This window comes from Fibrobacter sp., assembly GCA_024399065.1.
Classification (GTDB): domain Bacteria; phylum Fibrobacterota; class Fibrobacteria; order Fibrobacterales; family Fibrobacteraceae; genus Fibrobacter.
Genome location: JAKSIB010000003.1, coordinates 40,022 through 65,646, shown reverse-complemented (window position 1 = coordinate 65,646; position 25,625 = coordinate 40,022). Strand labels below are relative to the sequence as shown.

20 protein-coding genes are annotated in these 25,625 nt (G+C 47.3%); 9 read left to right on the top strand and 11 right to left on the bottom strand.

Features of this window, described 5'->3' with window-relative positions; translation table 11 throughout:
• Nucleotides 1-12: 12 nt before the first annotated feature.
• From MJZ25_02255 to MJZ25_02245, 3 genes are read right to left on the bottom strand one after another with little or no spacing between them, the layout of a single operon-like run.
• Nucleotides 13-921 (bottom strand): PD-(D/E)XK motif protein, encoded by a 909-nt coding sequence (locus tag MJZ25_02255; protein ID MCQ2122987.1) that lies wholly within the window; start codon nt 919-921, stop codon nt 13-15.
• On the bottom strand, nt 921-3,686 hold the full coding sequence (locus MJZ25_02250) for a Z1 domain-containing protein (protein ID MCQ2122986.1): 2,766 nt from the start codon (nt 3,684-3,686) through the stop codon (nt 921-923). Before MJZ25_02250 ends, MJZ25_02255 begins: the two co-directional genes overlap by 1 nt.
• Nucleotides 3,687-3,694: 8 nt before the next feature.
• A complete protein-coding gene (locus MJZ25_02245) occupies nt 3,695-5,176 on the bottom strand; it encodes an ATP-binding protein (GenBank protein MCQ2122985.1) in 1,482 nt (493 codons plus the stop codon).
• A gap of 156 nt (nt 5,177-5,332) precedes the next feature.
• Between MJZ25_02245 and MJZ25_02240 the strand changes: the two genes are divergently transcribed.
• From MJZ25_02240 to MJZ25_02225, 4 genes are all read left to right on the top strand, one after another.
• Complete coding sequence (locus MJZ25_02240) at nt 5,333-5,941, top strand: hypothetical protein (protein MCQ2122984.1); 609 nt, start codon at nt 5,333-5,335, stop codon at nt 5,939-5,941.
• 93 nt (nt 5,942-6,034) lie between these two features.
• Entirely contained in the window at nt 6,035-7,687 is a 1,653-nt protein-coding gene (locus tag MJZ25_02235) for a putative DNA binding domain-containing protein (GenBank protein ID MCQ2122983.1), read from the top strand.
• Between the two features lie 188 nt (nt 7,688-7,875).
• Nucleotides 7,876-8,271 carry a hypothetical protein gene (locus MJZ25_02230; GenBank protein ID MCQ2122982.1) on the top strand — a complete coding sequence of 132 codons (396 nt, stop codon included), beginning with the start codon at nt 7,876-7,878 and terminating at the stop codon, nt 8,269-8,271.
• Nucleotides 8,272-8,313: 42 nt separating this feature from the next.
• Entirely contained in the window at nt 8,314-8,571 is a 258-nt protein-coding gene (locus tag MJZ25_02225; protein ID MCQ2122981.1) for a hypothetical protein, read from the top strand.
• 382 nt (nt 8,572-8,953) lie between these two features.
• Here the strand turns inward: MJZ25_02225 and MJZ25_02220 are convergent, their stop codons facing one another.
• On the bottom strand, nt 8,954-9,778 hold the full coding sequence (locus tag MJZ25_02220) for a hypothetical protein (protein MCQ2122980.1): 825 nt from the start codon (nt 9,776-9,778) through the stop codon (nt 8,954-8,956).
• 463 nt (nt 9,779-10,241) lie between these two features.
• Here MJZ25_02220 and MJZ25_02215 point away from each other — a divergent pair, with 463 nt between their 5' ends.
• Complete coding sequence (locus tag MJZ25_02215) at nt 10,242-10,409, top strand: virulence RhuM family protein (protein MCQ2122979.1); 168 nt, start codon at nt 10,242-10,244, stop codon at nt 10,407-10,409.
• A 247-nt stretch (nt 10,410-10,656) separates the two neighbouring features.
• Here MJZ25_02215 and MJZ25_02210 read toward each other — a convergent pair whose 3' ends face one another.
• The 3 genes from MJZ25_02210 to MJZ25_02200 all read right to left on the bottom strand — a co-directional run bounded on the left by MJZ25_02210 (nt 10,657) and on the right by MJZ25_02200 (nt 13,263).
• Entirely contained in the window at nt 10,657-10,887 is a 231-nt protein-coding gene (locus MJZ25_02210) for a hypothetical protein (GenBank protein ID MCQ2122978.1), read from the bottom strand.
• 393 nt (nt 10,888-11,280) lie between these two features.
• Nucleotides 11,281-12,180, bottom strand: a complete 900-nt coding sequence (locus tag MJZ25_02205; protein MCQ2122977.1) for an Rpn family recombination-promoting nuclease/putative transposase — start codon at nt 12,178-12,180, stop codon at nt 11,281-11,283.
• A gap of 261 nt (nt 12,181-12,441) precedes the next feature.
• Nucleotides 12,442-13,263 carry an Rpn family recombination-promoting nuclease/putative transposase gene (locus MJZ25_02200; protein ID MCQ2122976.1) on the bottom strand — a complete coding sequence of 274 codons (822 nt, stop codon included), beginning with the start codon at nt 13,261-13,263 and terminating at the stop codon, nt 12,442-12,444.
• Between the two features lie 1,085 nt (nt 13,264-14,348).
• Here MJZ25_02200 and MJZ25_02195 point away from each other — a divergent pair.
• Entirely contained in the window at nt 14,349-15,173 is an 825-nt protein-coding gene (locus MJZ25_02195; GenBank protein ID MCQ2122975.1) for a DUF6261 family protein, read from the top strand.
• A gap of 162 nt (nt 15,174-15,335) precedes the next feature.
• Nucleotides 15,336-15,890, top strand: coding sequence for a hypothetical protein (locus MJZ25_02190; protein MCQ2122974.1), 555 nt, complete (start codon nt 15,336-15,338; stop codon nt 15,888-15,890).
• Between the two features lie 66 nt (nt 15,891-15,956).
• Here MJZ25_02190 and MJZ25_02185 read toward each other — a convergent pair whose 3' ends face one another.
• The gene (locus tag MJZ25_02185; GenBank protein MCQ2122973.1) at nt 15,957-17,123 is read right to left on the bottom strand and encodes a ribose-phosphate pyrophosphokinase; all 1,167 of its coding nucleotides are present in this window, start codon (nt 17,121-17,123) and stop codon (nt 15,957-15,959) included.
• Nucleotides 17,124-17,347: 224 nt separating this feature from the next.
• On the opposite strand from MJZ25_02185, the gene MJZ25_02180 reads away from it, so the two are divergent.
• Both MJZ25_02180 and MJZ25_02175 read left to right on the top strand, forming a co-directional pair.
• The gene (locus tag MJZ25_02180) at nt 17,348-19,933 is read left to right on the top strand and encodes a T9SS type A sorting domain-containing protein (protein MCQ2122972.1); all 2,586 of its coding nucleotides are present in this window, start codon (nt 17,348-17,350) and stop codon (nt 19,931-19,933) included.
• 128 nt (nt 19,934-20,061) lie between these two features.
• A complete protein-coding gene (locus tag MJZ25_02175; protein ID MCQ2122971.1) occupies nt 20,062-20,448 on the top strand; it encodes a hypothetical protein in 387 nt (128 codons plus the stop codon).
• 95 nt (nt 20,449-20,543) lie between these two features.
• On the opposite strand, the gene lysA is transcribed toward MJZ25_02175, so the two are convergent.
• From lysA to MJZ25_02160, 3 genes are all read right to left on the bottom strand, one after another.
• On the bottom strand, nt 20,544-21,806 hold the full coding sequence (gene lysA, locus MJZ25_02170) for a diaminopimelate decarboxylase (GenBank protein ID MCQ2122970.1): 1,263 nt from the start codon (nt 21,804-21,806) through the stop codon (nt 20,544-20,546).
• Between the two features lie 220 nt (nt 21,807-22,026).
• Nucleotides 22,027-22,683 (bottom strand): fibrobacter succinogenes major paralogous domain-containing protein, encoded by a 657-nt coding sequence (locus MJZ25_02165; protein MCQ2122969.1) that lies wholly within the window; start codon nt 22,681-22,683, stop codon nt 22,027-22,029.
• A gap of 70 nt (nt 22,684-22,753) precedes the next feature.
• Nucleotides 22,754-25,501, bottom strand: a complete 2,748-nt coding sequence (locus tag MJZ25_02160; protein MCQ2122968.1) for a CotH kinase family protein — start codon at nt 25,499-25,501, stop codon at nt 22,754-22,756.
• Nucleotides 25,502-25,625 lie beyond the last annotated feature (124 nt).

Sequence of the window (25,625 nt, the reverse complement as noted above, 5' to 3'; positions counted from 1 at the left end):
CAACTTTATCCGTTAAATTTCATGATCAGCTATAGACAGTAGCGACAACTCGTATTTTGCAGAAATAATTCCCGCTGGAACAGAGGCCGGCGTCATCTTTGGGAATGTAGCATTCACTGCAAAATTGCGAATACTCTTTTTTGCAAACACATACTCGTCATATGCAGCATTGTACGAATAACCGCTTTTTTCAGCCTTTTGCAAAAAGATATCCTGATGCTCCGCAGAACTAATTTGACTGCAAACATTCCATACAAGATCGTTAAGCGTAAGCCCAGCATAAGACTGGCTCATTTTTTCAAGAAGGACCACTCCCAAAACGCCATCATTTTGAGATTCAAGTTGTTCTAAAGAAGAAATTATGACAGACGTCTTATTGTAGTGAATAGCCTTTGTTTCGTACCACTCATTACCGTAAGAAAAATCCTTCTTAGTTTTATCCTGACCACTCCAGCCCTCGACAGCTGCACAGCAGCCATACTTTGTAAAGAGCACATCTCGCAAATACAGGATTTCGCCCATCAAGCCCATAATCGCTTCTTCGGAAAGAAGATCATCTCGAGACTGAACGAACATCCGTTTCCATAAGGTAAATCTTTCAACTATTGCATTATAACCAAGAGCAGCATCCTGCAAATTACGAGTTTTTTCAACAATGTCATCGCAAAATTTGAAAAAAAGATCTTCAAGAGCTTTTTCTACCAAGGAAAAACGCAAAGTATTGTAGTTGTTATTTTTATACTGGCCAACTTCAATGGATTTTGTTCCCTTGATTTTTCGTGCAGTAAAAGGATATCGAAACTCAATACTCTTTTGACCAAGTTCATTGATGCCGATATGCAAATTCAGAATATGGTTAGCATCAACTCGAGAAAAATAGCAGGGATTAGAGAACTGTGCAAAACGAGTTTTGAAGTCCATTATTCTTCCTCCTCATTTTCATTTACATCGCGATCAAAATAGTTGTAAGCGGTATTCACCTTGTACTTATTGACACTCATGGATGCTTGAACTTCATTCCTAGGGAATCCAATCATAAAACCAAGGAAAGCGATTTTATCGGCATCAACGTGATCTTTAAGATTCTTGTAAGTAGGATTTATTTCCTGATTGCCCATTCCCAACTCAAGAGGGTAAATCAAAAGCAGCGGATTACGGTCTTCCACATACTTGAACCAAGTATCAACCGGATAATGTTCGCTTTTTGTCGGATTTTGCGATTTGAATTCAGATTTTGCCTGATCCGCAATATCTAAGCTATCAATACCAATTTTACCATCGCTAGTACCAGCAAGTTTCCCCTTTTGGCCAATACTCAGCTTTTCTTTAACCGGATCAATAGAAGAATTACCGCGATAAACCTTATTCAGAGACATGTTGCCAATAGAAACCGCACCCTTTTCGCCTTCCATGAATGCGATATCAAACTTATCAATGGAATTGTCTGTACAGGAATTGAGGAAATCGACAAGTTGAGCAGTATCAAACTTGACACTATACTTCGAAATAGAAAGTTTACTCAAGAAACGAGTAACATCACTCTTATCAACATCCTTAACTAAATAACGTTCCTTGTAGTTTTCATTACCCTGCTTGACAAAGTTCTTGCCTTTATTTTGTAAGTCATTTACCAAATTAGTTACTGCATCAAAATTCTGTTTAATTGCAGCATAATTAGTGGGCAAATACGGAGTTTCAACACAGCCGCCAAAATAGCTTTCGGTTTCATATTCCGTAGAAGTATTACGCATCTTGTTGTAAGATGTAATATTCAACTCACTGGAATTGTTGCGAACGCGAATACCAAAGTCCTTCGGTTTCAACTTAAGATCACGCATGAGTTCCATGTCTATCTTCAATGCCTCAGTGGCTTCGGAAATTTCGGCATACCATTCTGCTGAACTTTCGGCAATCCAAATACGGAACAAATCCTCGTAATTGCGACGATAACCAAACCAGCGTCCCATTTGCATCAAAACATCGTAGGTAGATGTGTTGCGATAGAAATAGCTGATAATGAGGCCTTCCAAAGTAAGACCGCGAGATAGGGCGAGACCGCCAATAGCAATAACTCGTTGCGGATCATCTTTTTTATATACCAGCTTTTCCGAATTTTTGGAGCTGTTCACAATACAGATCTTTATTTTTTCGATTGCCTTGAACATATTCTTAGCCACATCTCGCCAAGTTACTCCGGCATTCGTAAATTGATCTTCAAAAACCTCATGAATCCGTTTAAGAATTGGATCCTTTAAGTCGCTTGCAGCTCCAGTTAAATTGTGTTTAACGGCTCTATAAGCCTTTGTGTAAATTTCATCAACGCAATCCTTGATATACTTTTGCACTGCAACAAAACGACTGATATTGATCAGCATAGAGCGATGCTTATCCTCATCACCTCGTAAATCTCGAATTGTATTTGCAATGAAGAAAGCGTAAATGGAATCTGTCAAACTCTCAGGGAGATCGCCACGCCATTCTTTTTTATGTTTATAATAGAAGGGCATTCCATCATCTTCTACGCACCCCGCATCAGTGATAGGAACAAGCTGATTATAATGCTTGCCATCTTTGTCAAAGATATTTTTGGGACCAACATAATTAGAAGGCGTAGGTAAAGTGACAATGAAGTTCTCAGGGAACAAATCCTGAGTGGTCATTTCTTCCGTTGTAATCGGATCGATGAACACATTGGCAAAAGGCGTCGCGGTAAAGCCAACGTAATTAGACTTAGTAAATACGCTTGCCAATTCACGAATCATCCTATTAATCACAGTCGGGTTCTCAGAATCACCACTGGTATTGATAGAAGCGTTATCGGCTTCATCATCAATCAGAACCATGGGCTGATCAATCTTCTTTGTTACAGGATCCGCATTCAAAGAAACAAGCCAATTCTTAAGTTTCTTAAGAGACGTTGTATTTTTCTTAATTACGAAAACAATTGCATTGTTGTTGCCTGCAAGAGTATCCGCGATCTTGTCGATGTTTCCAGTAAAATCCTGGATACGAGAAGTCATAGCCTTTGCGAATAGGGGCTTATTATCAAGACCAACACCTACACGCTTGCCGCCAGAAGTATCGGCAGTCATATCAATGCCAATAAATCCTTCTTCGACACGTTCCTGAGTCTGTCTACGCAAAGACTCAATGGTACCAGTCAAAAGAATGAATACCTTATATCCGGCATCAGCAGCCTTGCACATCAAGCCAATATAGGTAGAGGTCTTACCAGACTGAACATCACCAATAATCAAACCGCGACGTAGGAAAGGTTTCGATGAATTCGGATCACCCAAACAATTCATGAGCTTTTTATCAATGGTATCATCACCAAGGATATTCACTACATTCGGACTAAAATTCTGTGAATCAATTAAATAATCACGATAGCGATTCCAAAACTTCGGTTCAATGTCACCCTTAACATCGTCATACCAAAGTTCTTGATCATAATCATCCAAAATGCTCTGACCCGGAGCGCTATAGACCTGGTACTGATACTGCAAATCACGTTTTGCAGCCTCAGTCTCTTCAGCGCTAAGCTCGGTACCTGTAAAAAACGCAGCCTTTTGTATGACATCTGCAATTTTTTCTTCATTCAGCTCTTTTTCGATGCCACTAGTCTCAATAAGACTCTTTGCAGCACGCAAAATGTTATTGACCTTCTTAAAATCTACAGCCATTGTATCCCTTACACCTTTTCTTTAATTTCAGGATGCTTGCAGAAAGGTTCTTTCTTAAAAACGTTTTCGACAGCTTCTTCCCTCGTAAGAGAGGAATTAAGTTCCATAACCATCTGGACCATCATCTTTGCGTTTTCTGTAATTTCCGCAATTCTTTCATCACTAACTATTTCATCGATCTTATCTTGAGATTTGTCAACATAAATCTGCTGAAATGGAACATTTTGTTCAATTTCCTTAAGAACCATCTCTACATAAGGCATAGCATCTTCATTGACCTTAGATTCTAGCAGTTTAAAAAGACTGGATTCACGATTGATGGAATAGACAAAATTGCCTCGGTTATCAATGCGATTCCACACATATTCAAAATCGTCGTTAACTTTCGCAATACGTCCTCTATAAGTCTGCTTTTTAACCGCAGCATCCATTACATCGTCAACAGCCCTGTTCAATCGCTGACGAATACTTGCAGGAATCTTTGCGCTCTGCTTTTTAATGTCAATACCCCAAATGTCATCCAAAGTGTTGGGTATATCTACCTTAACTCGAGCATATTTGGAAAGTTCATCACGATGACGATTAAACCAGGTTCCCCAAACAATCAAGCGCTCATTACGATAGATATAATAGCCTTGCTTAGTTCTGTAATTTTCAATGCCACCAGACAGTTTTTTATCCTCTTCGCTCAAGTCCTTTTGGAACGGCAAGACATAGGGGATAGCGGTAATCTTTCTTTCGACGCCATTTGCATCTTCAATTGGCAAAGTGATTTCTTTTCTCACCGTCGTCTTTTTATGACTTTCCAAAAATGGATCAAAAGGAATTAATGAGAAATTGTTAACCTTAATGGAGAGTCGATCCTTCTTATCCTTACTAAGAAAACGATGAAAAATCAGAGACAAATAATCACTCACTGCATTTTGCTGATCAACAATGCCTGCGTATTCATCACCAGTTTCTTTCCGAATGAAATCAAAATTTTCCCAAACGACCACTGTACCAGACTTTTTATTACTCAAATAGTCATAATGGCGAACATCGCAAACTTGATTTTCAGAAAGATTTATCATGATCCAATCTTTCTTTTCATCAACGAGGTCAAGATCCCATACATAACCTGAGATCATATCACTTTTTTTGCTAATTACAGTCAAGCGCCTGCATTGGGAATGAGAAGCCGATTTTAAACCCATTCCAAAACGACCCAAATCTGACTCACTACGATTATCGCCCTTTAGAACACTCCCATATTTCATTGCATCAAAAAGTTCAGCCTTATTCATGCCAGAACCGTTATCGCAAATGGCGATGTAAACCTCATTTGGATCTACAGGAAATTTTACTTGAATATCATGAGCACCAGCACTAATGCTATTGTCAATGACATCAGCAATTGCCGATTCTAAAGAATAACCCATAGAACGGATGGATTTAGATAGAACATCTGCCGCGGGTTCATTTCTCTCAAGTTTTAAACTTTCTTTCATATAATTTAAAAATAAGCTAAAAAAATGACACTTTAGTGTCATGTCGTGAAAAGAGAGCCATTTTGTCAAACTTTTTTGAGAAAAATTCAATCAACCATACACTAAATTTTGCATAATCACCTTTTCTAGCCTATATTCCTAAAAAAGGCTCTCACTATGGCTACAGAACTAGAAATTTTGACTCGTGCAGAGATGTATCTGCGTAAGATGTCACTTGGAATAAATCCTCTAAATGACCAAGATGTCACAGACAGTGACATTTGTAAGCAGGAGCGAATCTGCAAATGTCTAACTTATGTAGCCGACTTGCTGCAGAAGCAAGTCAAACGGCTGGATTACCGGCAAAAGAAATATTCAGCAAAACCATTAGACGCGTCTCTTATAGATTTAAATTCGTTACCTGTAGTTGAGGGGAACATCACCCTAAAAGCGGTTGCATCCAACATCAATCGAATAATTCCTGATGGTCACACAACCTTGAAGTGGAGAGATATAAACAGCCTGCTGCACATCACGGGCGTTCTGTCTAGGCAATTAGACGAACGAGACCACAAGATAGATGTACTTACTGATTACGGAAAATCTATTGGTTTTGAACAGAACTATTTAACATGGAAGAATAAAACAAACCTTTTCACCCTCTGCCCTATTAACGCGCAAAAGTTTATTTTTGAGCATCTTGGTGAACTCGCGGACATTGCGAACAGAAGGCAAAACCGCGTAAAAAGCATTCGTGAGAAATACGTGAAGAACAAGTTAATTTAGAGAGAAAAACTCCATTTAAACGCCCTCGCAATCAGCTATTCAATCAAGTTGAATTTATTTTTTATCTTTCGGTACAGAAAAAGGTATACAACGATGAATGAAAATCTGTCATACGATAAAAAATCCCTAAAGACCGTATTAGGAAAGACTGCAGATTTCAATGAATTGGCAAAAGACTGCGTCGCTTTCGCAAACGCTCAAGGCGGAGACATTGACATAGGCATTGAAAATACGGACTCACTGCCACCTGCTGGGCAAACCATTCCCGAAGACTTAGAAAGTTCCATTATAACTAGACTTTCTGGGCTAGCGCACAATTTGATACTTTCATCAGAAATATTAACCTCCACCAATGGAGGATCCTACATAAAATTACACATAGCACGGTCCCATGGTTCCGTTTGTGCAACTTCTTCCGGCAAGATTTACATTCGTATTGGAGATCAAAGCCAACCTGTTGGCCCCGAAGATATTCCTCGTCTCGCCGCAGAAAAAGGCTGTTTTAATTGGGAAGATGCCGAATCTAAATACAAAGTCGAAGAATGCGATCAAGAGAAGCTTAACCATCTTCTCAAGAAAATAAGGACATCAGATCGCGTTTCTTCTTTCTTGAAAGAAAAAGACAACAAAGAGTTACTAAGCTACTACAACCTCGTTTCCGAGGATGGAAGTATGCTAACAAATTTGGGGGTCCTATTCATCGGCAAACAAGTCCAACGATCTAGACTTCCTGCAGCCCCAATTGTTCAATGCATAAAATATGACCAGCAAGGAAAAAAAGTAAACAAATGGGTTTGGGACGACTATCGTTTCAGCCCAGAAGAACTCATTAACGATATTTGGGAAATTGTTCCAGAATGGACTGAAAGTACAGAAATCACGGACGGGCTATTTCGTCGCAATATTCCTGCATATCCAGAGTCCGTTATTCGAGAGCTCCTTTGCAATGCGTTAGTTCATCGACCTTATACCATTCGAGGCGATATTTACATCAATATTTATCCGAACCATATTGAAATTGTAAACCCAGGATCACTTCCCCTAGGAGTCACCACAAAAAATATTTTGCACGTGACAAAGAAACGTAACGATCACTTCGCAAGTTTGTTTTATGTTCTACATTTGATGGAACGGGAAGGTTCCGGTTACGACATGATGTACGAAACGCTACTTGCTTACGGCAAGGATGTTCCCGAAGTCGTAGAAGAAAACGATTGTGTCAGAGTAATAATTAAACGCCAAGTAATAAACCAAGAGGCAATTCAATTCGCAGATGCAGCAGATAGCGTGTATCACTTAACACAAAAACAAAAAATTTGCCTCGGGCTTATTGCGCTGCACGAGAGTGTAACAGCCTCTTTTCTTATATCAAAGTTGAATTTAAAAGATGCCAACGAATTAAGATCCTGGATTCAAAAACTACTAGAATTAGGCATTGTGATTTCTACAGACACAAGGTCTAAGGCAAAAGAATACAGGATTGCCGCAGATATTTTAAGAAAAGGGCAATATAAAGGAAGGACATCCTTAAAGCGTATTGAACCGTACAGATTACGAGAGCTAATTCTTACTGATCTTAGCATCCATAAAAAATCTAAAATAGCAGACATCAACAAGCGTATCGGAGAAGAGATCTCACAGAGAAAGATATGGCTACAGCTAAAAAAACTTGTTGATGAAGGACTGGTAAGAATCATAGGACAATCCCGCTGGACCGAATACGAAATGGTAGAATCTTCTATTTGACTTTTTGTGAGTTGAAAAAAGTTTCATTGAACTTGTTAGATGCGCAAAACAGTAAAAACCGCCTTTTTCTCTCATTTAAGGCCATTTCTATTTGATTTTTCGTGAGTCGAAACGAAGAAATGTAATGTAAAAAGTCAAATAGACGTTTCCCCTTGACGATCTAAAGAACGATCTCTACATTGCAGCGCATGTTAGAACATGCGTTGCTTTACTTTATACCTGTAAAAGGAGATCCTCCCCCTACGGGGACCAGCCACACTAAGGAACAAGTTCCTAAGTGTGTTGCAGCCGGCTCGGGGGCCGGGATGACATGTGGCGGGGAGTTCCTCAAGATTCAGCCGGGTACGGGCGACAACCTGCTTCGCGAAGACAGGGCTCTGGGTTACACTGATTATGTGCTGTGGAGTACCTTCAAGCCGCTGGACCTAGGCATCGACGGGGAACTGGATATGGAGTGTTTGGATAGTGGGATGGTGTTACTTATGGACCCTATCGCTGCGCTCCAGGGTGACATTCTAGAGGCTGTTCTAGAGCAGGCGTATGGCGACAGGAGCCTGGATACTGTTTTTCTTCTAGGGGACTAGCGACTTTCATTTCCATAATATTTTTAGGAGGACTTCCACCTTATGTTATTTAAAACATATAGCCACAGAAACGCAGAAACGATCTTCAAGAAAATTGAAAAATACTCGTCTCTCTACAGAGAGGTATTAACAGCCATTGATTCAATACTGGATGAAGATTTAATCCAAAATTTCAAAAATAGCCTTTCCGAGTCCTTTTTTGAGCTTTTAAAAGAACGTTTGACATCCTTGCAATGGAATACAGACTGTCCCATCTTCAAAGACGAAGCCTACACAGGCGATGCCTGGCGACTGAGCTGAACCATGTGGAAAAGGCAATTCAAACCTCGGCTGGAATCATCATTTGTGCAACCAATTAACATCTCCGTTATTGATTATCGGAATAGATGCTCCCAAAACATTCAGAATCAATCCTAAAACAAAGACTGTTGAAAAGTTGCCGAGGGCTATACCGATTATGTAATCTGGAACCGGTTCCGGCCGGAGTGCCTCGATATCGACGGGGACTTGCCCATGGAATGTATCGACAGCGGAATAATTTTGCTGAAGGAAGATTCTTTCGATGTCCTGGGAACGGTGATGCGCTACGCCTACGGGCAGATCGCCCCAGGCGCCATACCGCTTCTATGGTGAGGATGTGCCGACAAGGCAAACAAAAGGACCCGCGTGGGGTCCTTTCGTTCTATTTCTGCATTTCAGCGAGCTTCGCCTTGAGTTCGGCAATCTCGCGATCCTTCTCGGTCAACGCACGGTCCTTCTCGGCAATAATCTTCTGACTGCGTTCGCGCTCTTTTTCGCGTTCATCTTCCCTGGCGAGCTGGATTTCCTGTTCCCATGTCATGTAGCGCTCCTGCGTCTGGTTGTCGGTCTGGTACCACTTTACCTTGGTGTCGATTTCCTCGGTCTCCGTGGAGTCAGCAGTGTTGGTTGCGAAATACTTCAGGTACGGCTTGAGGGGATGCTCGTCCGGAAGTTTTTTATACTCGTTAAAGATATAAAAATTCTTGAAGGTGCGGTCGTTCAAAGCGATATCTTTATTCTCCACCGCGAAATTCTGGAAACTGTAAATAGGCAGGTCCTCCCCAAAGATGTCATCTGGGCAGATGAAAAGCACGTATTGGTCCTTGAGACTCTTGTACATGGTGCCCCTGTGCAGCTCGTGAGTGTCGCGGACGGACTGGTAGTAGCGGGCGCGCTTGGGAAGTTCCTTGGTGTCCTTTACCTGCATCTCAAGGTCAAAGGAGCTGATGGTCTCGCCGTTCTCGTCGATCTGCTGGGTGAACACGTCGTAGCGGACGCTCTTGTTGAAGATGCTCACCTGCTCCGTCTTTTCCTGCTCGGGTTCCTTCAGGTCGTAAATCTTGATGCCAAGCGCCGCCTCGATGAAGGGCTTGGCTATTTCCTTGTGGCTCATGACCAGCGGGAAAACGAAACTGTTGGTGATGGTGAATTTTGAGAAGCCTCCGGCTCCAGTGCCAAAGTCCTCCGAAGTCCTGCTTTCGTTCATGGAAAGTTCCTGTACATCCGGCGACGCGGCCGGTTCGCGGGTAGGACTGTTTCTACCTGCTTATATACACGTAGCAAACTTCTCTTTTGCGCAAGAAATCTTTGTAAAAAATACTTTTCCTCTCGCGGGGAGTTCCTAGATCCTATCGCAGCTTCGCTGCTCCAGGATGACGTTGGAAGAAAGGCGCTGTTCCAGAGCCCGCCCCCGGCGGCGATTCTATAGTGCAGTTCCGGGGAGCCGGGGAACGCTCATAAAATGCGGTAGTTCGGAAATTCCGAATCACCACTCCGCATAGTGCCATGGAGGGAAAGTTACTTATGGAAGAACCATAATTTCTCGCAGAGCCTTGACGCTGCGCAAACTTTTGCATAAAGAATCAAGCCGTCGCTTTTTAGGCATGTAGCGACTGGAGGAAGAATGAAACATCACCTTGCACATAAAAAATATATTCCAAGAATGCGAGTTGCTAGAAAATTCAGTTAGTAAGGATTTCTTACTAACTGCAAGAGATTCGAAAAAATATAAAACGAAATTTTATAATTTAGACGTCATTATTTCCGTCGGTTACCGGGTCAAATCAATTCATGGAACTCGCTTTCGTCAATGGGCAAATAAGATTCTATCACGATAGATTCTATATCCATGAATTTATTTGGACGCAGGCTTTGCAGAACGGTTCACGTCTTCCTGGGTCTTTTTGCCTTCAGAAAGATATTTCAGGAACTCGTCTACCTGAGACCGACGGATTACCACAGGTTTCATGTTGAGAGCCATTGCCTTTTCCTTTCGCCAAATTCCGCAACATAGTCAACTCTAGACAATATTGCCCATGGAACACGCCACCATTTGCAAAAAAGGACCCGCAAGGGTCCTTTACTTTATCCAACATCTTCCTTTTTAAGAGTCCGTTCGGCATCATCTAGCAGATCTTTTAGAGATTTATACTCATTAAAGGCTGTTTTTCGCCACTCTGTGTAGTCGAAGTTCTCTCGCTTTACTGCCGAGATAAAGTATTCTGCATCTACAACGCCCAAATGCTCAGTAAGGCATTTCATGCCCTTGTTGAGAATTTCCATGGTAGAGGGTGTTTTCACGTCTTTAGTTTCCATTGTAGTTGCCCTCCAGTTCAAAAAGAAAATCAATTGGATTGACAAGTTTCATTGTAGAACTTTTGTACTTCAAAAGCCTCTTGTCTGTGGTTAAAAAATAATCACATTTTGCAAGTTCTGCACACGCCACATGGCATGCATCCATAAATTTCACCCCAGTTGCAACAATTTCTGCTGCCGCATGCTCAATCAGAGTTCTTTTTCCGATGTCAATGTATTCCTTTGAATACTTAAAAAAATCTGCTATTGAACATTGTCTGTCAAGATGTGGATTCTTGAGATTCTCAAATTCTAAAACAAATGAATGATGGGAGCCTAAAGGCGGTCCTGCTTTTGGAAGAATAAAAAAGGACCCCGCGGGGTCCTTGGTATCACGGAGGTTATCCGCGGAAGTTACTTGGCGTTCTTAAGGCGTTCTATTTCCGCCCGGAGAGCAGCCAATTCAGCATCCTTCTCGATCAAGGCATTGTCCTTCTCGGCCAAGGCATTATCTTTCTCAGCCAGGGCATTGTCCTTCTCGGCGATGATCTTCTCGTTGCGTTCGCGCTCCTTCTCCTCGGCGAATGCTGCGGCAAGCTGGATTTCCTGTTCATGAGTCATGATGCGCTCCTGGGTCAAGCCGTCCGTACGATACCATTCCACTTTGTCGTGGATAGCCCTCGTCTCGGAGGAATTTGCGGTGTTGGTGGCGAAATACTTCAAGTACGGTTTCAAGGGGTGCGAATCCGGTAACTTTTCGTACTCGTTAAATATATAGAAATTTTTGAAGGTGCGGTCATTCAGGGCCACATTCCTGTCTTCGGCAGCATAATTCTGGAAACTGTAGACAGGCAGTCCCGCACCGAAAATATCGTCGGGGCAGATGAAGAGCACATACTGGTCACGGAGATTGCTGTACAGCGCACCCTTGTGCAACTCGTGAGTGTCGCGGACCGACTGATAGTAGCGTGCTCGCTTCGGCAATTCCTTGGTATCCTTTACCTGCATTTCCAAGTCAAAGGTGCGGATAGTCTCGCCCTTTTCACTGATTTCCTGGGCATAGACGTCGTAGCGGACACTCTTGCCGAAGAGGCTTACCTGGTCGGTCTTTTCCTGCTCGGGGTCTTTCAAGTCGTAGATCTTGATGCCAAGCGCCGCCTCGATGAAGGGCTTGGCGATTTCCTTGTGGCTCATGACCAGCGGGAACATGAAGCGGTTGGTGATGGTAATTTTCGAGAAGTCGATGACTTTTATTTCGTTATCGGTGTCAGCGATTCCGGCGCCAATGTTTTCCGTTTTAATGCTTTCGCTCATAGTTACCTAGACATCCGGCGACGCGGCCGGTTCGCAGGTAGAACAGTCCCTACCTACTTATATACACGCAGCAAACGTCTCATTTGCGCAAGAAATCTTTGTAAAAAAAACTTTCACTACCCGTGGGATAAGAATGGATTCTATCGCAACTTCGCCGCTCCTGAGCCTGCCGAAGGGATGACGTGTGGAGAGATGCGCCTCCATTTGCAAAAAAAAGACCCCACGCGGGGTCCTTGGTATCACGGAGGTTATCCGCGGAAGTTACTTGGCGTTCTTAAGGCGTTCTATTTCCGCCCGGAGAGCAGCCAATTCAGCATCCTTCTCGGCAATAATCTTCTCGTTGCGTTCGCGCTCCTTCTCCTCGGCGAATGCTGCGGCAAGCTGGATTTCCTGTTCATGAGTCATGATGCGCTCCTGGGTCAAGCCGTCCGTACGATACCATTCCACTTTGTCGTGGATAGCCCTCGTCTCGGAGGAATTTGCGGTGTTGGTGGCGAAATACTTCAAGTACGGTTTCAAGGGGTGCGAATCCGGTAACTTTTCGTACTCGTTAAATATATAGAAATTTTTGAAGGTGCGGTCATTCAGGGCCACATTCCTGTCTTCGGCAGCATAATTCTGGAAACTGTAGACAGGCAGTCCCGCACCGAAAATATCGTCGGGGCAGATGAAGAGCACATACTGGTCACGGAGATTGCTGTACAGCGCACCCTTGTGCAACTCGTGAGTGTCGCGGACCGACTGATAGTAGCGTGCTCGCTTCGGCAATTCCTTGGTATCCTTTACCTGCATTTCCAAGTCAAAGGTGCGGATAGTCTCGCCCTTTTCACTGATTTCCTGGGCATAGACGTCGTAGCGGACACTCTTGCCGAAGAGGCTTACCTGGTCGGTCTTTTCCTGCTCGGGGTCTTTCAAGTCGTAGATCTTGATGCCAAGCGCCGCCTCGATGAAGGGCTTGGCGATTTCCTTGTGGCTCATGACCAGCGGGAACATGAAGCGGTTGGTGATGGTAATTTTCGAGAAGTCGATGACTTTTATTTCGTTATCAATGTCTGCAGCAACAGTTGTTGTATTTTTATTCATGTATAGTCCTTTTGTTCCGGCAACGCAGCCGGTTTGCAGGCAAAGAGCGTTTTTGCCGAATCCGGAAAACGCCACTGCCTACTCTATACACGTTTTTTTTGCAGAATCGGGCACCGGTAATCGCCCCAAAAAGGCCCGCGCGGGATTTCAAACGACACGCGCACCATCATGCGCAAGAGATTTCATTTGACAAAATTCCGTTGCCGCATTTTGCGCATAGGATCGCCCGCAGGTAAAAAGCCGATGGTACTTAATATGCGTAGAATCATCCACCGGAAAAAAGTCGGCGCGGGGTAATGCGCGTATGGTTGCCCGTAAACAAAATTCCGGCACTACGTTTTGCACGCAATATATACCGCAGGTGAAAATCGGTTGCCGTATATTGCACGTAAAGGGATCCGTAGAAAATGAATTGTCGCAGAAAAATGCGCAAATGCCGTGCCATGCGCTAAAGGCGGCCACTATATATTGCGAGTAGAATCGCCCGCAGGCATAAGGCGGAGTATATATATTACGCGCATCATGGACCCGTTACAAAAAGTGATCGGTACAGATTACGTGCATCATCATCCCATCGCAAAAAATAGATGGTACAGAATTCGCGCATCACGGTCCCGTCGCAAAAAGTATACGGTACAGAATACACGCATCACGGCACCGTCGCTAAAATGGACGGTACGGACTACGCGCATCACGGCACCGTCACAAAAGCACACGGTACAGAATACGCGTATCATCGTCCGTGGGCAAAAGGTTGTCGCAGGATAATGTGCAAAAGATCGCCCTAAGGCCAAAAAGGGACGCCGTCTAATTTGTACAAGATGGTCCAGAGAGCAAAAAACGCCACATGATTTCGTACAAATAATTCGCAGCCTAAAAATTTCCGAGCATTTTCCTACGCGCATGATGGTCCACACGAAAAACAAATGAATGACAACAAAAATACAGTGTCATACAATGGTCAAAACGTGACAAAAACGTGACAAAAGTGGCATAAACTTTTACACAATCGTGACCGTTTGTGACCATCTGTGACAAACAAACTTCGTAGTTTAAAGGTACACTCATAAAACGAGGTTACAAAAATGAAAAACATGACTATTATCAACTTCCCTTCCCTCCGCAACGACGAGTTCCTCGGCCTTCATACCGAAGGCGTGAAATACGCCAAGGCGGTTACCGACAAGGAAATCCAGCAGGCCATTACCGACTACGAAACAGCGGTGCAGAACCTGGGCAACTTCTTGAAAGCAAGCATCACCGAAACCACGGCAAGCTTGGCGAAGAACCTGGACGAGGAACGCAACAAGATCTATGTGGCATGCCGCAACGTGGCCAAGGCCGCAGCCCGCATCCCCGACGCAAGCGCCGCCGAAACAGGAGCCTTGATCTGTAAGATCTTCAGCGAAAGCCCCTCCCCCCTCAATAACAACCAGGTGCAATCCACGGGTATCATCCTGAACATCATCCAGGGCATCAAGGATATCGAAGCAGAAAAGCTGGAGGCCTGCGGATTCAAGGAATGGCTCGAAAGGTTGGAAAGCGTAAACAACCAGTTCATCGAAGCCGACATGGCCAGGTTCTCGGAAAGCGGCATGAGGGAACTGGATCACTGCAAGAAGTTGCGCGCCGCCTGCGCCGACGCATACAACATCATGATTGGTGCCGCAACATTCAAGGCGGCAACCGGAAGCGAATCCTGCAAGGTATTCCTCGAAAGCATGGACGCGGCCGTTGTCGCCAAGAAGCTGCAGGTCAAGATCCGCCGAGAACGAAAGAACAACGAACAGGGAGAAAACGGGAACCCGGCGAATAACGCGACTGATAACGCGGCGACTGTTGCCGAAGCGGTAAACGCCGCACCCACCACGGACAATGCTTCCACGGTGGGTGTAGAAAATGCGGCATGATCTACACTACACACATAAGGAAATAGGAGAAAATAAAAGTCCCGGCATCGCAATGATGTCGGGATGTTTTTTTATTTCAAACATCGCAACAAAGGAACTTTGAAAAAAAAGTTACCTCACGAAAAGTCACGGGCTATGGCGCTTTTATATATATTTAAGCCCATGAATTTTTCCCGTAGATTTGCCGCCGTTTCGTCCGCAGTTTCATTCGCCTCCGTTCTGGCGGTTTCTGGCTTGACCGCCGCCGTCTTGGCAGTTTCCGTCTTGGCTGTTCCCGCCGCCGCGCAGACCGCCAACGCACAGGTAAAGCTCTTGCCTCCCGACAAGACCGAGTTCATGGAATACTGCATGGAGAACGGCGTGGAATTCGTGGGACAGTCCACCGCCCAGAGCGTATGCACCTGCGCCTACGGCAAGGTGGTGGCCGACGTTCCCCGCTACAACAAGATGTTCGAGGTGGCCGACGAAGAGGCCCAATTCATCGGTTACGAGTTCTTTGTGGAATGCGCCCCCGACGAATACAACGCCACCATGAAAAAGGCCCTGGTCAACGCCTGCATCGACAACGGCATTCCCAAGGGCCTGTGCCCCTGCATCGTGGATGCCGTCACGGAACAGTACGGCGTCAAGGAACTGTTGAACATCGTGGTGAACGACCGCAACGAGCTAACGAAAATACTCGCGGTCCACACCACCAAATGCATGATCGGCATTTAAAAATAATCCCCGGACCGAACGTCCGGAGATTTTATAAAGCCTCGTACCTCGAGCCTCGCGCCTAAATTAGTACTGCTGAGGCGGCCAACGGGGGTTCTTGGAGGACATGTCGATCTTGTAGAAGTCGCGTTCGAAACGACCGTCGTCCATGCCGTACATCTGCATCACGTGGCGAGCAATCCACTTACCGAGCTTCAAAACGGTGAGCTTCTTACGGAGACGACCCTGGCAGTCACGGTTCATGATATCCGGCAGGGTGGAGGTGGTAAGAATTTCGTCGATTGCGGGGCTGTTCAGCTTTTCACGAGCTTCTGCACTGGTGTGGAAGTGGGTGACGCCGAAGCACACGCGGTTGGGGTTGCCCTTCTTGATGTGTTCGCAGCACTGAACGATGGTGGTACCGGTACGGACCATGTCGTCGAACACGATTACGTCCTTGCCTTCGATTTCGTCGATGCTGATGTCGGAAAGTTCCGGGTTGAAGGTCATGGAGATTTCACGTTCGCCGGTACGGACCTTGTCCATCACCACGCGCTTGCATTCCGGGAGCTGGAGGGCATCGTAGACAGCGTTCATGAAGGGGCGTGCGCCCTTGTCCGGGGAAACGATAACGAGGTTGTTGCCATCCTTACCGCACTGCACGAAGTTGCTGTTCTTGATGTAGTGAGCGTAAACGTCAGTCGGAATCAGGTTGTGGAAGTGACCTTCGAAAATGTCGTTGAAGAGGTTCTGGACCTTGATGGAGTGGTTGTGGCAGGTGACCACAGCGTCCACACCGGACTTCTTCAGGAGTTCAGCATAGAGCATGCTGGAGAAAGCCTGGCCGTCGAACTTCTTGAGGTCTGCATCCGGGCGATCCTTTTCAAGTTCGCCAACGCGGTGCGGGCCGCGGTCCTGTGCAGAGTAGAACAAGTCCGGTTCCACGAGAACGACCTGTTCGGCACCGTTGTCCTTGGCGGCGCGGGCGAGGATCATGTTACGCATGGCGTAGTCGTTACGGCTGCGTTCGTGGTTGGAAACGGAGCAGATAAGGACAATCTTGCCTTCGAGGCGGCGACCGATATGTTCGATGTCATCGGCATCCAGCATGTAGCGGGGGCAGAATTCGGAGTTGGCGAAGGTCTTGAGGGAGACCACGTCGGAAATATCTTCACGAAGACCAATGTACTGGGCCATGTCGATGGCGAACGGATCATCGGTGAAGTTACCGGTCACGATAAAACGATCTGACATAAGATTGCCTTTTTTAAAGGTTTTTAGTGGTTTGTGCGTAAAAATATAGTTAGATAAGGGGCAATTTTCAATGTTTTTTGATTCTCACATTCCCTGTTGCAGGGTTGTAGAACACCTCTCAACGTTTATTATCACACTTCCCAATTCGTTAACTCCTTTTCAATCAAAGGGGTATAAATTATAGTGGCAAAAAAGGGGTTTCACCCCAAAGGTTGTTGGGATTTATGAAAAAGTTTATCGTTTTGGGCCTTTCTCTGCTTGCCACCGCAAGTATGGCAGAAAAGTACGACTGGGGCAACGTCCGTTTCGACGGCGGTGGCTTTGTTAGCGCCGTCCTCCCCCATCCGGCAGAAAAGAATCTTTTGTACGCACGTACCGACGTGGGCGGCATTTACCGCTGGGACGCTGGCCACGGCATTTGGCTCCCCCTCATGGACCAGTTCAGCGAATTGGACAAGGGCCTTTACGGCACCGAATCCTTCGCCCTGGACCCCACCGACCCCAAGCGCATCTATGTGCTGGCAGGTACCGGCTACTTTAGCTGGGGACGTACCGCTGTGCTCCGCTCCGAAGACTATGGTAACACCTGGGACACCACCTACGTGGGCTTCAAGGACGGCACCGGTATTTTGGCACACGGTAACGGCATGGGCCGCCAGACCGGCGAAAAGCTGGCTGTGGACCCCAACATGCCGAACATCATCCTTTGCGGCAGCCGTAACGCAGGTATCTATAGAAGTACCGACTACGGCAAGACCTGGGAGAGTTTCTACAAGGTAGCCATCTCCAGCGCCACCCAGAGCGCCTTGAATGGCGTGAACGGTGTAGCCTTCGTCATGTTCGACGAAACTCAGGGCAAGTTGGCCGACGGTAGCACCGCCACTATTTATATCGGCATTTCCGACACCAAGGACAACCTGCAGGTTTCCAAGGACGGCGGCAAGACCTGGAAGGTTATCGAAGGTGGCCCCGCCAAGTACATGCCCCACCGCGCAAAGATCGTGGACGGCGAAATGTTCATTACCTACGCCGATGGCCCGGGCCCACACACCATCAACAGCGGCGCTGTGATGAAGCTGGATCTCAAGACCAACACCTGGACCGACATTACGCCCTACGATGACGAAGAAGACGATCAGGGCAACATGCAGCACAAGAAGAACGAAAGTTCCTACGGCGGCATCGCCATCGATCCCAAGGACAAGAACCATATCGTGGTTTCCACTTTGGGTAAGTACACCGGCCGTCACGTGACCAAGGACGAACGCGACAACTACGGCGACCGCATTTACGTCACCACCGACGGCGGCAAGAACTGGATTCACGGCCAGCACTACAACGATATTCCCAACATCGACGCCAACGGCACCGACTGGATTCCGGGTAACGCCATCCACTGGGCAGGCTCTTTGGAATTCGACCCCTTCGATAACAAGAAGGTGTGGGTCACCAGCGGTAACGGCATTTTCACTACCGACGACATCACCGCCAAGGTTCCCGTATGGAAGTTTGAATCCAAGGGCATCGAAGAAACCGTTCCTCTGGATATCGTAAGCATTCCGGGCGGCCCGCTGGTTACTGCCATCGGTGACTACGACGGCGGCGTCTATACTGATATTAATGCTCCGGTCAAGCGCCACTTCCCCACTGTGGGCTCCACCGAAAGCATGGGCTACGCTCCCCTGACGGGTACACTGGTCCGCACAGGCGTGACAACGGAATACCTGCAGTACGAAAGCAAGAACCACAACATGATGTACCGCTCCGACGACATGGGCGAAACATGGACCGACCTGGAAGTTGACGGCATCATCAAGGGTTCCAAGGGTATCGTGGCACTCTCCGCAGATGGCAAGGTCATCATGCACAAGCCGGAAAACGGATCTTCCTACTACCGCTCCGCAGATAACGGCAAGACATGGACTGCAGTGACCCTTAGCGCAGGCAGCGGCCGCATGACTCCGGACCCGGTAAATCCTGATGTATTCTACCTGGCCGGCGACAATGGCGAGTTCTACGTTTCCAGCGACGCAGGCAAAACATTCAAGCAGGCATCCAACCTCAAGACCAACGAAAACTGGTCTGGTGCAGGCAACCCCATCCGCACGGTTCCCGGCAAGGAAGGCCACGTTTGGGTAGCCCGCGACCAGGAACAGATTTGGCAAGCCGACGGTTACTCTCATAACGGTCTCAGCTACACCGAAGACGGCGGCAAGACCTGGACTGATTGCAACATCGTGGGTACCGCAGTTGCAGTTGGTATCGGAAAGGCCAAGGAAGGCTCCGACTACGAAACCATCTACATCTGGGGTGGCACCAAGGATTCCATCGGCGAAAAGCAGTGGGGCGGCACGGAATACAAGTACTCCCCCGTTGGCATCTACCGCAGTACCGACAAGTGCAAGACCTTCGAACGCATCAACGATGACATGCACCAGTTCGGCGGTCCGGGTAACGGCAAGTTCGTTGTAGGCGACATGAATACCTACGGCGTCGTGTACATGAGTACCGTAGGCCGCGGCACCATCGTGGGTGCTCCGGAAGGCACCGTGATTCAGGGTATCAAGACCGTCCACATGTCGAACAGAATTTCCGCAAGCATGCAGCTGGCAGGCCGCAACCTCTTCGTGGCCGCTCCTGCAGACTCCCGCGTGATGCTGATGGACACCAAGGGACGCGTCAAGCAGATGCACGCTGTTAACGGCAGCGCCACCATCTCCCTGGAAAGCCTGAGCGCAGGCACCTACTTCGCCAAGGTAATCTCCAACCACGGCGCAGTGCTCATGGTCCGCAAGGTAAGCCTGAAGTAAAAGTTTCGCGGACAGGCTCCGCTCAGTACAAGGCCGCGCGGGTCTTAAACCGCGCACGAATCTCTCCAACAACCAAAACGAAATCCGTAGGAAGCAATTCCTACGGATTTTTTTATAGTTTTGAATTTATGGTTAGGATTTCAAAGATTATTTCAATTCTTTTGTGCGCCGCTGTTTTGCTGGGTACCACCGGGTGCTCCACCTGCAGTACGGGAATGCATCCCATCACAGATGGCATGGCATGCGGAGCAAGCATAGGCGTAGCCCCGGGAGTAGTCATGTTCCTAGGGTTCGCCGCCATTTCAGAAGATGATGACGAAGACTATTATGACAAGTCTGAAAGAGAGCGAAAAATCGAGGACGGCCTTTTTCTCGGTTCCCTTGCCGCTATGGCTGGCGGAGCTCTGATCGGCGGAGCCATAGGCGCTATCGTAGGAACCATCGATTGGCTCACCACAGGTCCAGATCCCAGACCAAAATACGACAAGAACTACGACCCTAACAAGCACCCTTAAAAATTTGAAAACAGATTGCACGAAAAAAGCCGACGAGTAAATCGCCGGCTTTAAAGTTTTTGGATGTCATCCCGGGTTTAGCCCGGGATCTCCTTTTACAATTCAATAATGCGATCGTTCTGGAGGAGCTGTTCCCAAGTCTGACGTTCGCGGACAACCTTCATTTCGCCGTTGGTGTACATCACTTCGGCAGCGTAACGACGGCTGTTGTAGTTGCTGGACATTGCAGCACCGTAAGCGCCTGCATCGTGGAGAACCAGCAGGTCGCCCACCTTAGCCTTGGGGAGCTTACGGGTCACAACGAAGCCGCCTTCTTCCTGGGTGAACACGTCACCGGATTCGCAGAGCGGGCCGCCAACAACGGCGTCAACAGTTTCGTTCAGTTCGCGGCCATCGCGGGCGATGACAGAGATCTGATGGTAGGAACCGTAGAAGCTGGGGCGAACCAGGTCGGTAAAGCCAGCGTCCACGATGTAGAACAGATTGTCGCCCTGCTTCTTGACAGCGCGGATTTCAGCCATGAGGTAGCCGCTTTCTGCAACCAGGTAGCGACCCGGTTCCACTTCCAGATGAACGTCGTGACCGATGCTCTGCTGGATCTTCTTGCGGGCGCCATCCCAAATGCCATAGTAGGCAGCCATGTCGATGTGCGGGCCCTTGTTCTCTTCGTGGTATTCAATGGGAAGACCACCGCCTGCGCTGATAGTGCGGAGGTGAGAGCCGAGACGACGGCTAGCGTCGCACATGGCGTCGGCAACAGAAGCCAAATGTTCAAAGTCAGAACCGGAACCGATATGCATATGCAGGCCAGTGATCCACATGCCGTTTTCCTGAGCCAACTTCACGCAGTCCTTGATCTGTTCGTGCCAGATACCGTGCTTGGAAAGATCGCCACCGGTGTTGGTCTTGCGGGAGTGGCCGTGACCAAAGCCCGGGTTCACGCGGATGGTCAGCTCGGACTTCACGCCTGCATCGGCAAGCTGCTGGATCATGTCGGGAGAGCCAACGTTCACAGCGATGTTGTGTTCCTTCACCAGTTCCAGAGCATCCTTGTCGAAGATGTCGGCAGTGTAAACAATTTCGGGAACCTTACCCTTTTCGCAGCCGCCCTTGTAACCGGCCTTGAGAGCGCGGACAATTTCACCGGCGCTGACAGCGTCCACCACGCAGCCCTGCTTGCGCACAAGAGAAATCACGCTGAGGTTCGGGCATGCCTTCTGGGCAAAACGCACGTTATCAAAAACCTTCACTTCCTTGCAACGCTGTTCGATAGTTGCGCGGTCGTAAATCCAAAGCGGGGTGCCGAACTCAGCGGCAGCCTTCACAAACTGTTCTTCGGGGATGTTAGTATTCTTCATTTTAATTCCCTTTTGGGGCGAAACAAACTACGCTCGCCCTATTCAAATTAACGGGAAAAATTTAAAAACTTTTTGGCTGTTGCCGGCTTGCGCCAGCCGGGCCCTTGCGCTATAAACGCCTTCGGCGTTTTTCGTTCAACCGGGTTTACGGAACATCTTACAAAAAACGTAAACCCGTTCGAATGGCTACGCCACTTCGGTCCCTAACAGGAAAGCAAGCCTAATTCTTCACGCAGCGAACGGCGTGCAGGCTTCCCTTGCTATGCATGTACATTTCAACGTTGTCATAGGCGTAGTCAAAATGTGCGTAGTAGGAATCGGTTGCATTTTCCTCTTCGGAAGACCAGAGTCGAGCCACAACGCCTTCTTCCAAGAAGGCTTCTTCTTCGGGGGCGTACCAGCCGGAGGGTTCAGCGCCAAACTTGAGAGCATCGGTTCCTTCGCCATCGTCGATCCAACCAGAGGTTGACTTCAGCACAATGCCAGCATCGTCGCCTGCTTTCTCGGCGGCTTCAAAGAGATCTTCGAATTCCTGCTGACTGGGCAGGTGCCAGCCATTGGGGCAGGCAGCCATGGCATCGTCCCAGTTATACAGGCGACCATACTTTTCGCAGTTTTCAGGCTTGTCGTCATAGCACTTGCTGGCCACAGTCTTGTAATTCATATTTTCCGCCATCCAGACCATCTTTCCAATCTTCACGGTCTTATATTTCTGGCCATCTCTGGAGTCGGTCATGGAACCGGATTCTGAGGAACCACTGGAAGAACCAGGGTCATCTCCTGCCGAGGAACCCGAATCGCTGCCGCAGGCATTCAATGCAAAAGCCATTGCAGAAACCAAAACAGCGACACCCATTCTTGCAAAAACCTTCTTCATAAAAACTCCTTTTTTGCAGTCACTATTCTACAATTTTTTTTCAAAGATGGCAACAAAAGTGTCAAGCAACCTACTTAAAATTTGCCGTCACCTTCAGGCCACTTTCAGGATCGATGATGCGAGTCACATCGGTAACGCCATCGTTCCAACCCACGAATGTTCCTCCGGCCTTCGGAACTGCGGTAAGCGTCACAGGAGTTCCTTTGAAAAACTTGATTTTCAACGAAGACTCGTCCAAAGGCAAGTAATGAACTTGCACGACGCCATTTCCGGAACTCGCAATAGTTACGTCGACCATTTCTCCCAAGGCAAAATGCTCCTGCATTTCCTTGCGGACCACATCCTGGCGGGTGGTGGCGAAGGTCTTGATTCGGCCATCGTGTTCTGTCATGGTGGCCACGTTTTTGCCCCAGCGCTTCTGATCCCGTTCCACTTCGGCGGCGATATCGCCCTTCAGTTTTTCCATGCGGGCAAGCACGCGTTCGGCACTAAAGTTCATGCAAAGGTTGGTTGCAATTTGATTAATGAAAGCTGCCTTGAAGTTTGCGTTAGTCAGCAAACGACGCAAGTGCTGAGTGAATTCAGGATTGTTGGGCCAACCGGAATTTTCTGCAGTTACGAACTCGAAAATATTTCCCGTCAACTTACTCTGGGTATTATCGAAGGCCATATCTGTATCGAACATGAACCACTTCCAGGCAGTCTTCGGATTTTTAGCTCGCCACATTTTGCGGTTGTTTCCGGGCCAGTCGCGATTGTCCGCGAAAATTTCTGCCGCATAGTAATTGATGAGATTGTTCAGGTCCAGCTGTTCATTCACAATGGCCAGGTTTTCATCGGTCATTGTCTTGCTGAGCAAGAAGTTGGTCATCGAAACAAATTCCACCGGAGAGCCGTCCACATATTCACCGGAGCTGTTCACCAAATCAATTTCATCGCCGTCCAAGTTGTACTTGGCCAGGTAATAGTTCTTATTGGAAGATTCGCGGATGTTGTGGATGCCGAAGTATTCACCGTTGTAGAAAACAATGGATGCACGGCCATGCTGGTAATCAACGCCCAGCCCCTCCGTAATGGAGGATGCCAGCATATCGCGGATGTAGTCGAAATGGAAATTGTTTCCGTTGTTGCGCAGCTTGAAACTCTTGAACTTTTTCAGTTCAGGGAATTCCGGGAACAACGCATAATCCAACTTGTTCTTTCCGTACTTTTCGCGGAAAGTGATTTCCACAGATTTCTTCGGCCAGGTTCGTGTGGCGTTACCGCTAATGGCAAGGCCCGCATTCTCGCTAAAGCCAGGCGTCTTCTGCCCAGCTTCCAGCAATTCAATGTTCACAGGGATTTCCTTGTCGCTCCAGAAATTTTCATTCTTGAACAAGCCGGAATCCGCATGGAACATCTGCAACGGATCGCCGGTAATGAATACAGAAGCTACCGTGGGCTGGTCTTCGAAAATGTAAGTACGGTTGATGACGTTTCCAGGAACGGCGCCCTCTTCAAAAGTAGCGCAGCGCAAAACCGTAGTTTCTTCGATGGTCAAGCTGGCGTTCATCAGCGGGCTCTTTACGGTAGGAACAGTGCCGCCCTTTTCGCAACGGATATTGCTATCACTATCAAAAGCAATGGTAAACGGCTTGGAATAAAAACCGGAGTTGGGGAATTCAGTCTTCACGTTCTGGGAAGCCGCATTTTCCACAGTGCCTGCTGTAGCACCATTAGGCGTTGCCACAGCGAAACCCCACTTGCCATTTGCGCTATTCAAACCACCGGCAACTACAGTTTCGCGGGACCAAGTTTTTCCAATAACAGCCGCCGGATACATCACGGAATCCACCAACTGCTTTTCGTTATTGAACAAGTAGAGGGAACCGCCTTCCTTCTTGGACTTGAAATTGGCGTGAGGTTCGTTGCCGCGGCTGTAAGCGATGTAGCTGAAAAGCTTCACATCCTTCGCAATGGAATCATGATAATCGAAGTCCAGACGAAGTCCCGTAAATTCATTCAAGTTAGGATAGTCCGTATAAAGGGGCGGCCTAATGGAATAAACCGTATTGGAGTCCCCTGTTCCCGTCAGAAGTTTGGCCCAGCTTTTGACTTCGCGGAAACCCTTCTGCAAGAATCTGAAGTTAAGAGATTCGCCCTTGGGAATGTAAGCCTTTAGCAGGAACTGATTTGCCTTGGAAAGATCAACAGGAACCTTGCCCTCGTCCGTAGAGCCAACGCTCAAAGCCAACTGGAAATAACTCAGGTCGCCCTTCACAGGAATCATCTGGGCGCCGGCCATGTTCTTTCCGTTTTCTACAAAGCAGAAATCGGACTTTCCCGGAAGAGGTTTCATTTCGCTCTTGCCGCGGCCCGGACTGGTAATCGCATCGTACTCCACTTCGCAAAAGGAAGTCAAAAGATTGACCGTATCGTGAGGAGCCACATAGTCCGGCAAGTTTCTACCAGACAAATAAACAATCATGTGGGACTTGGGCTTGACCACCACATCGCCAAACTGGAATTTCGTCGGGGTAGCCGCAGAGTTGGTCAAGTAATAACCCTTGAGGTTCACCGCCGTGTCTGCAGGGTTATAAATTTCCACCCAGCCGGCGTCACCTCCCTCTTCATCCTTGTACACCAAGTTCACAGGGTCCACTTCGGTAAAAATCACCGGTGGATTTTTCAGTACCACAATGGCGTTTGTATCAGCCACGGAATCCGCAGAGGAACTGGAAGACAAGTCATCCTGCGTTGCCGAGGATCCGTTATCGCCACCGCAAGCCGAAAGGCCAAGCGCCAGCGCGCCTAAAACACCAAAACAAAAGAACTTCATACTCTCACATCCTTATAATCTTAAAGATAAATTAAAAAAGGACGCCAGGATTTCTCCCGGCGACCCTGCTCCCCTTTTAATTATATGACTTGCGTAGAAACGATTTGCCGTTTGCACGCTTTAT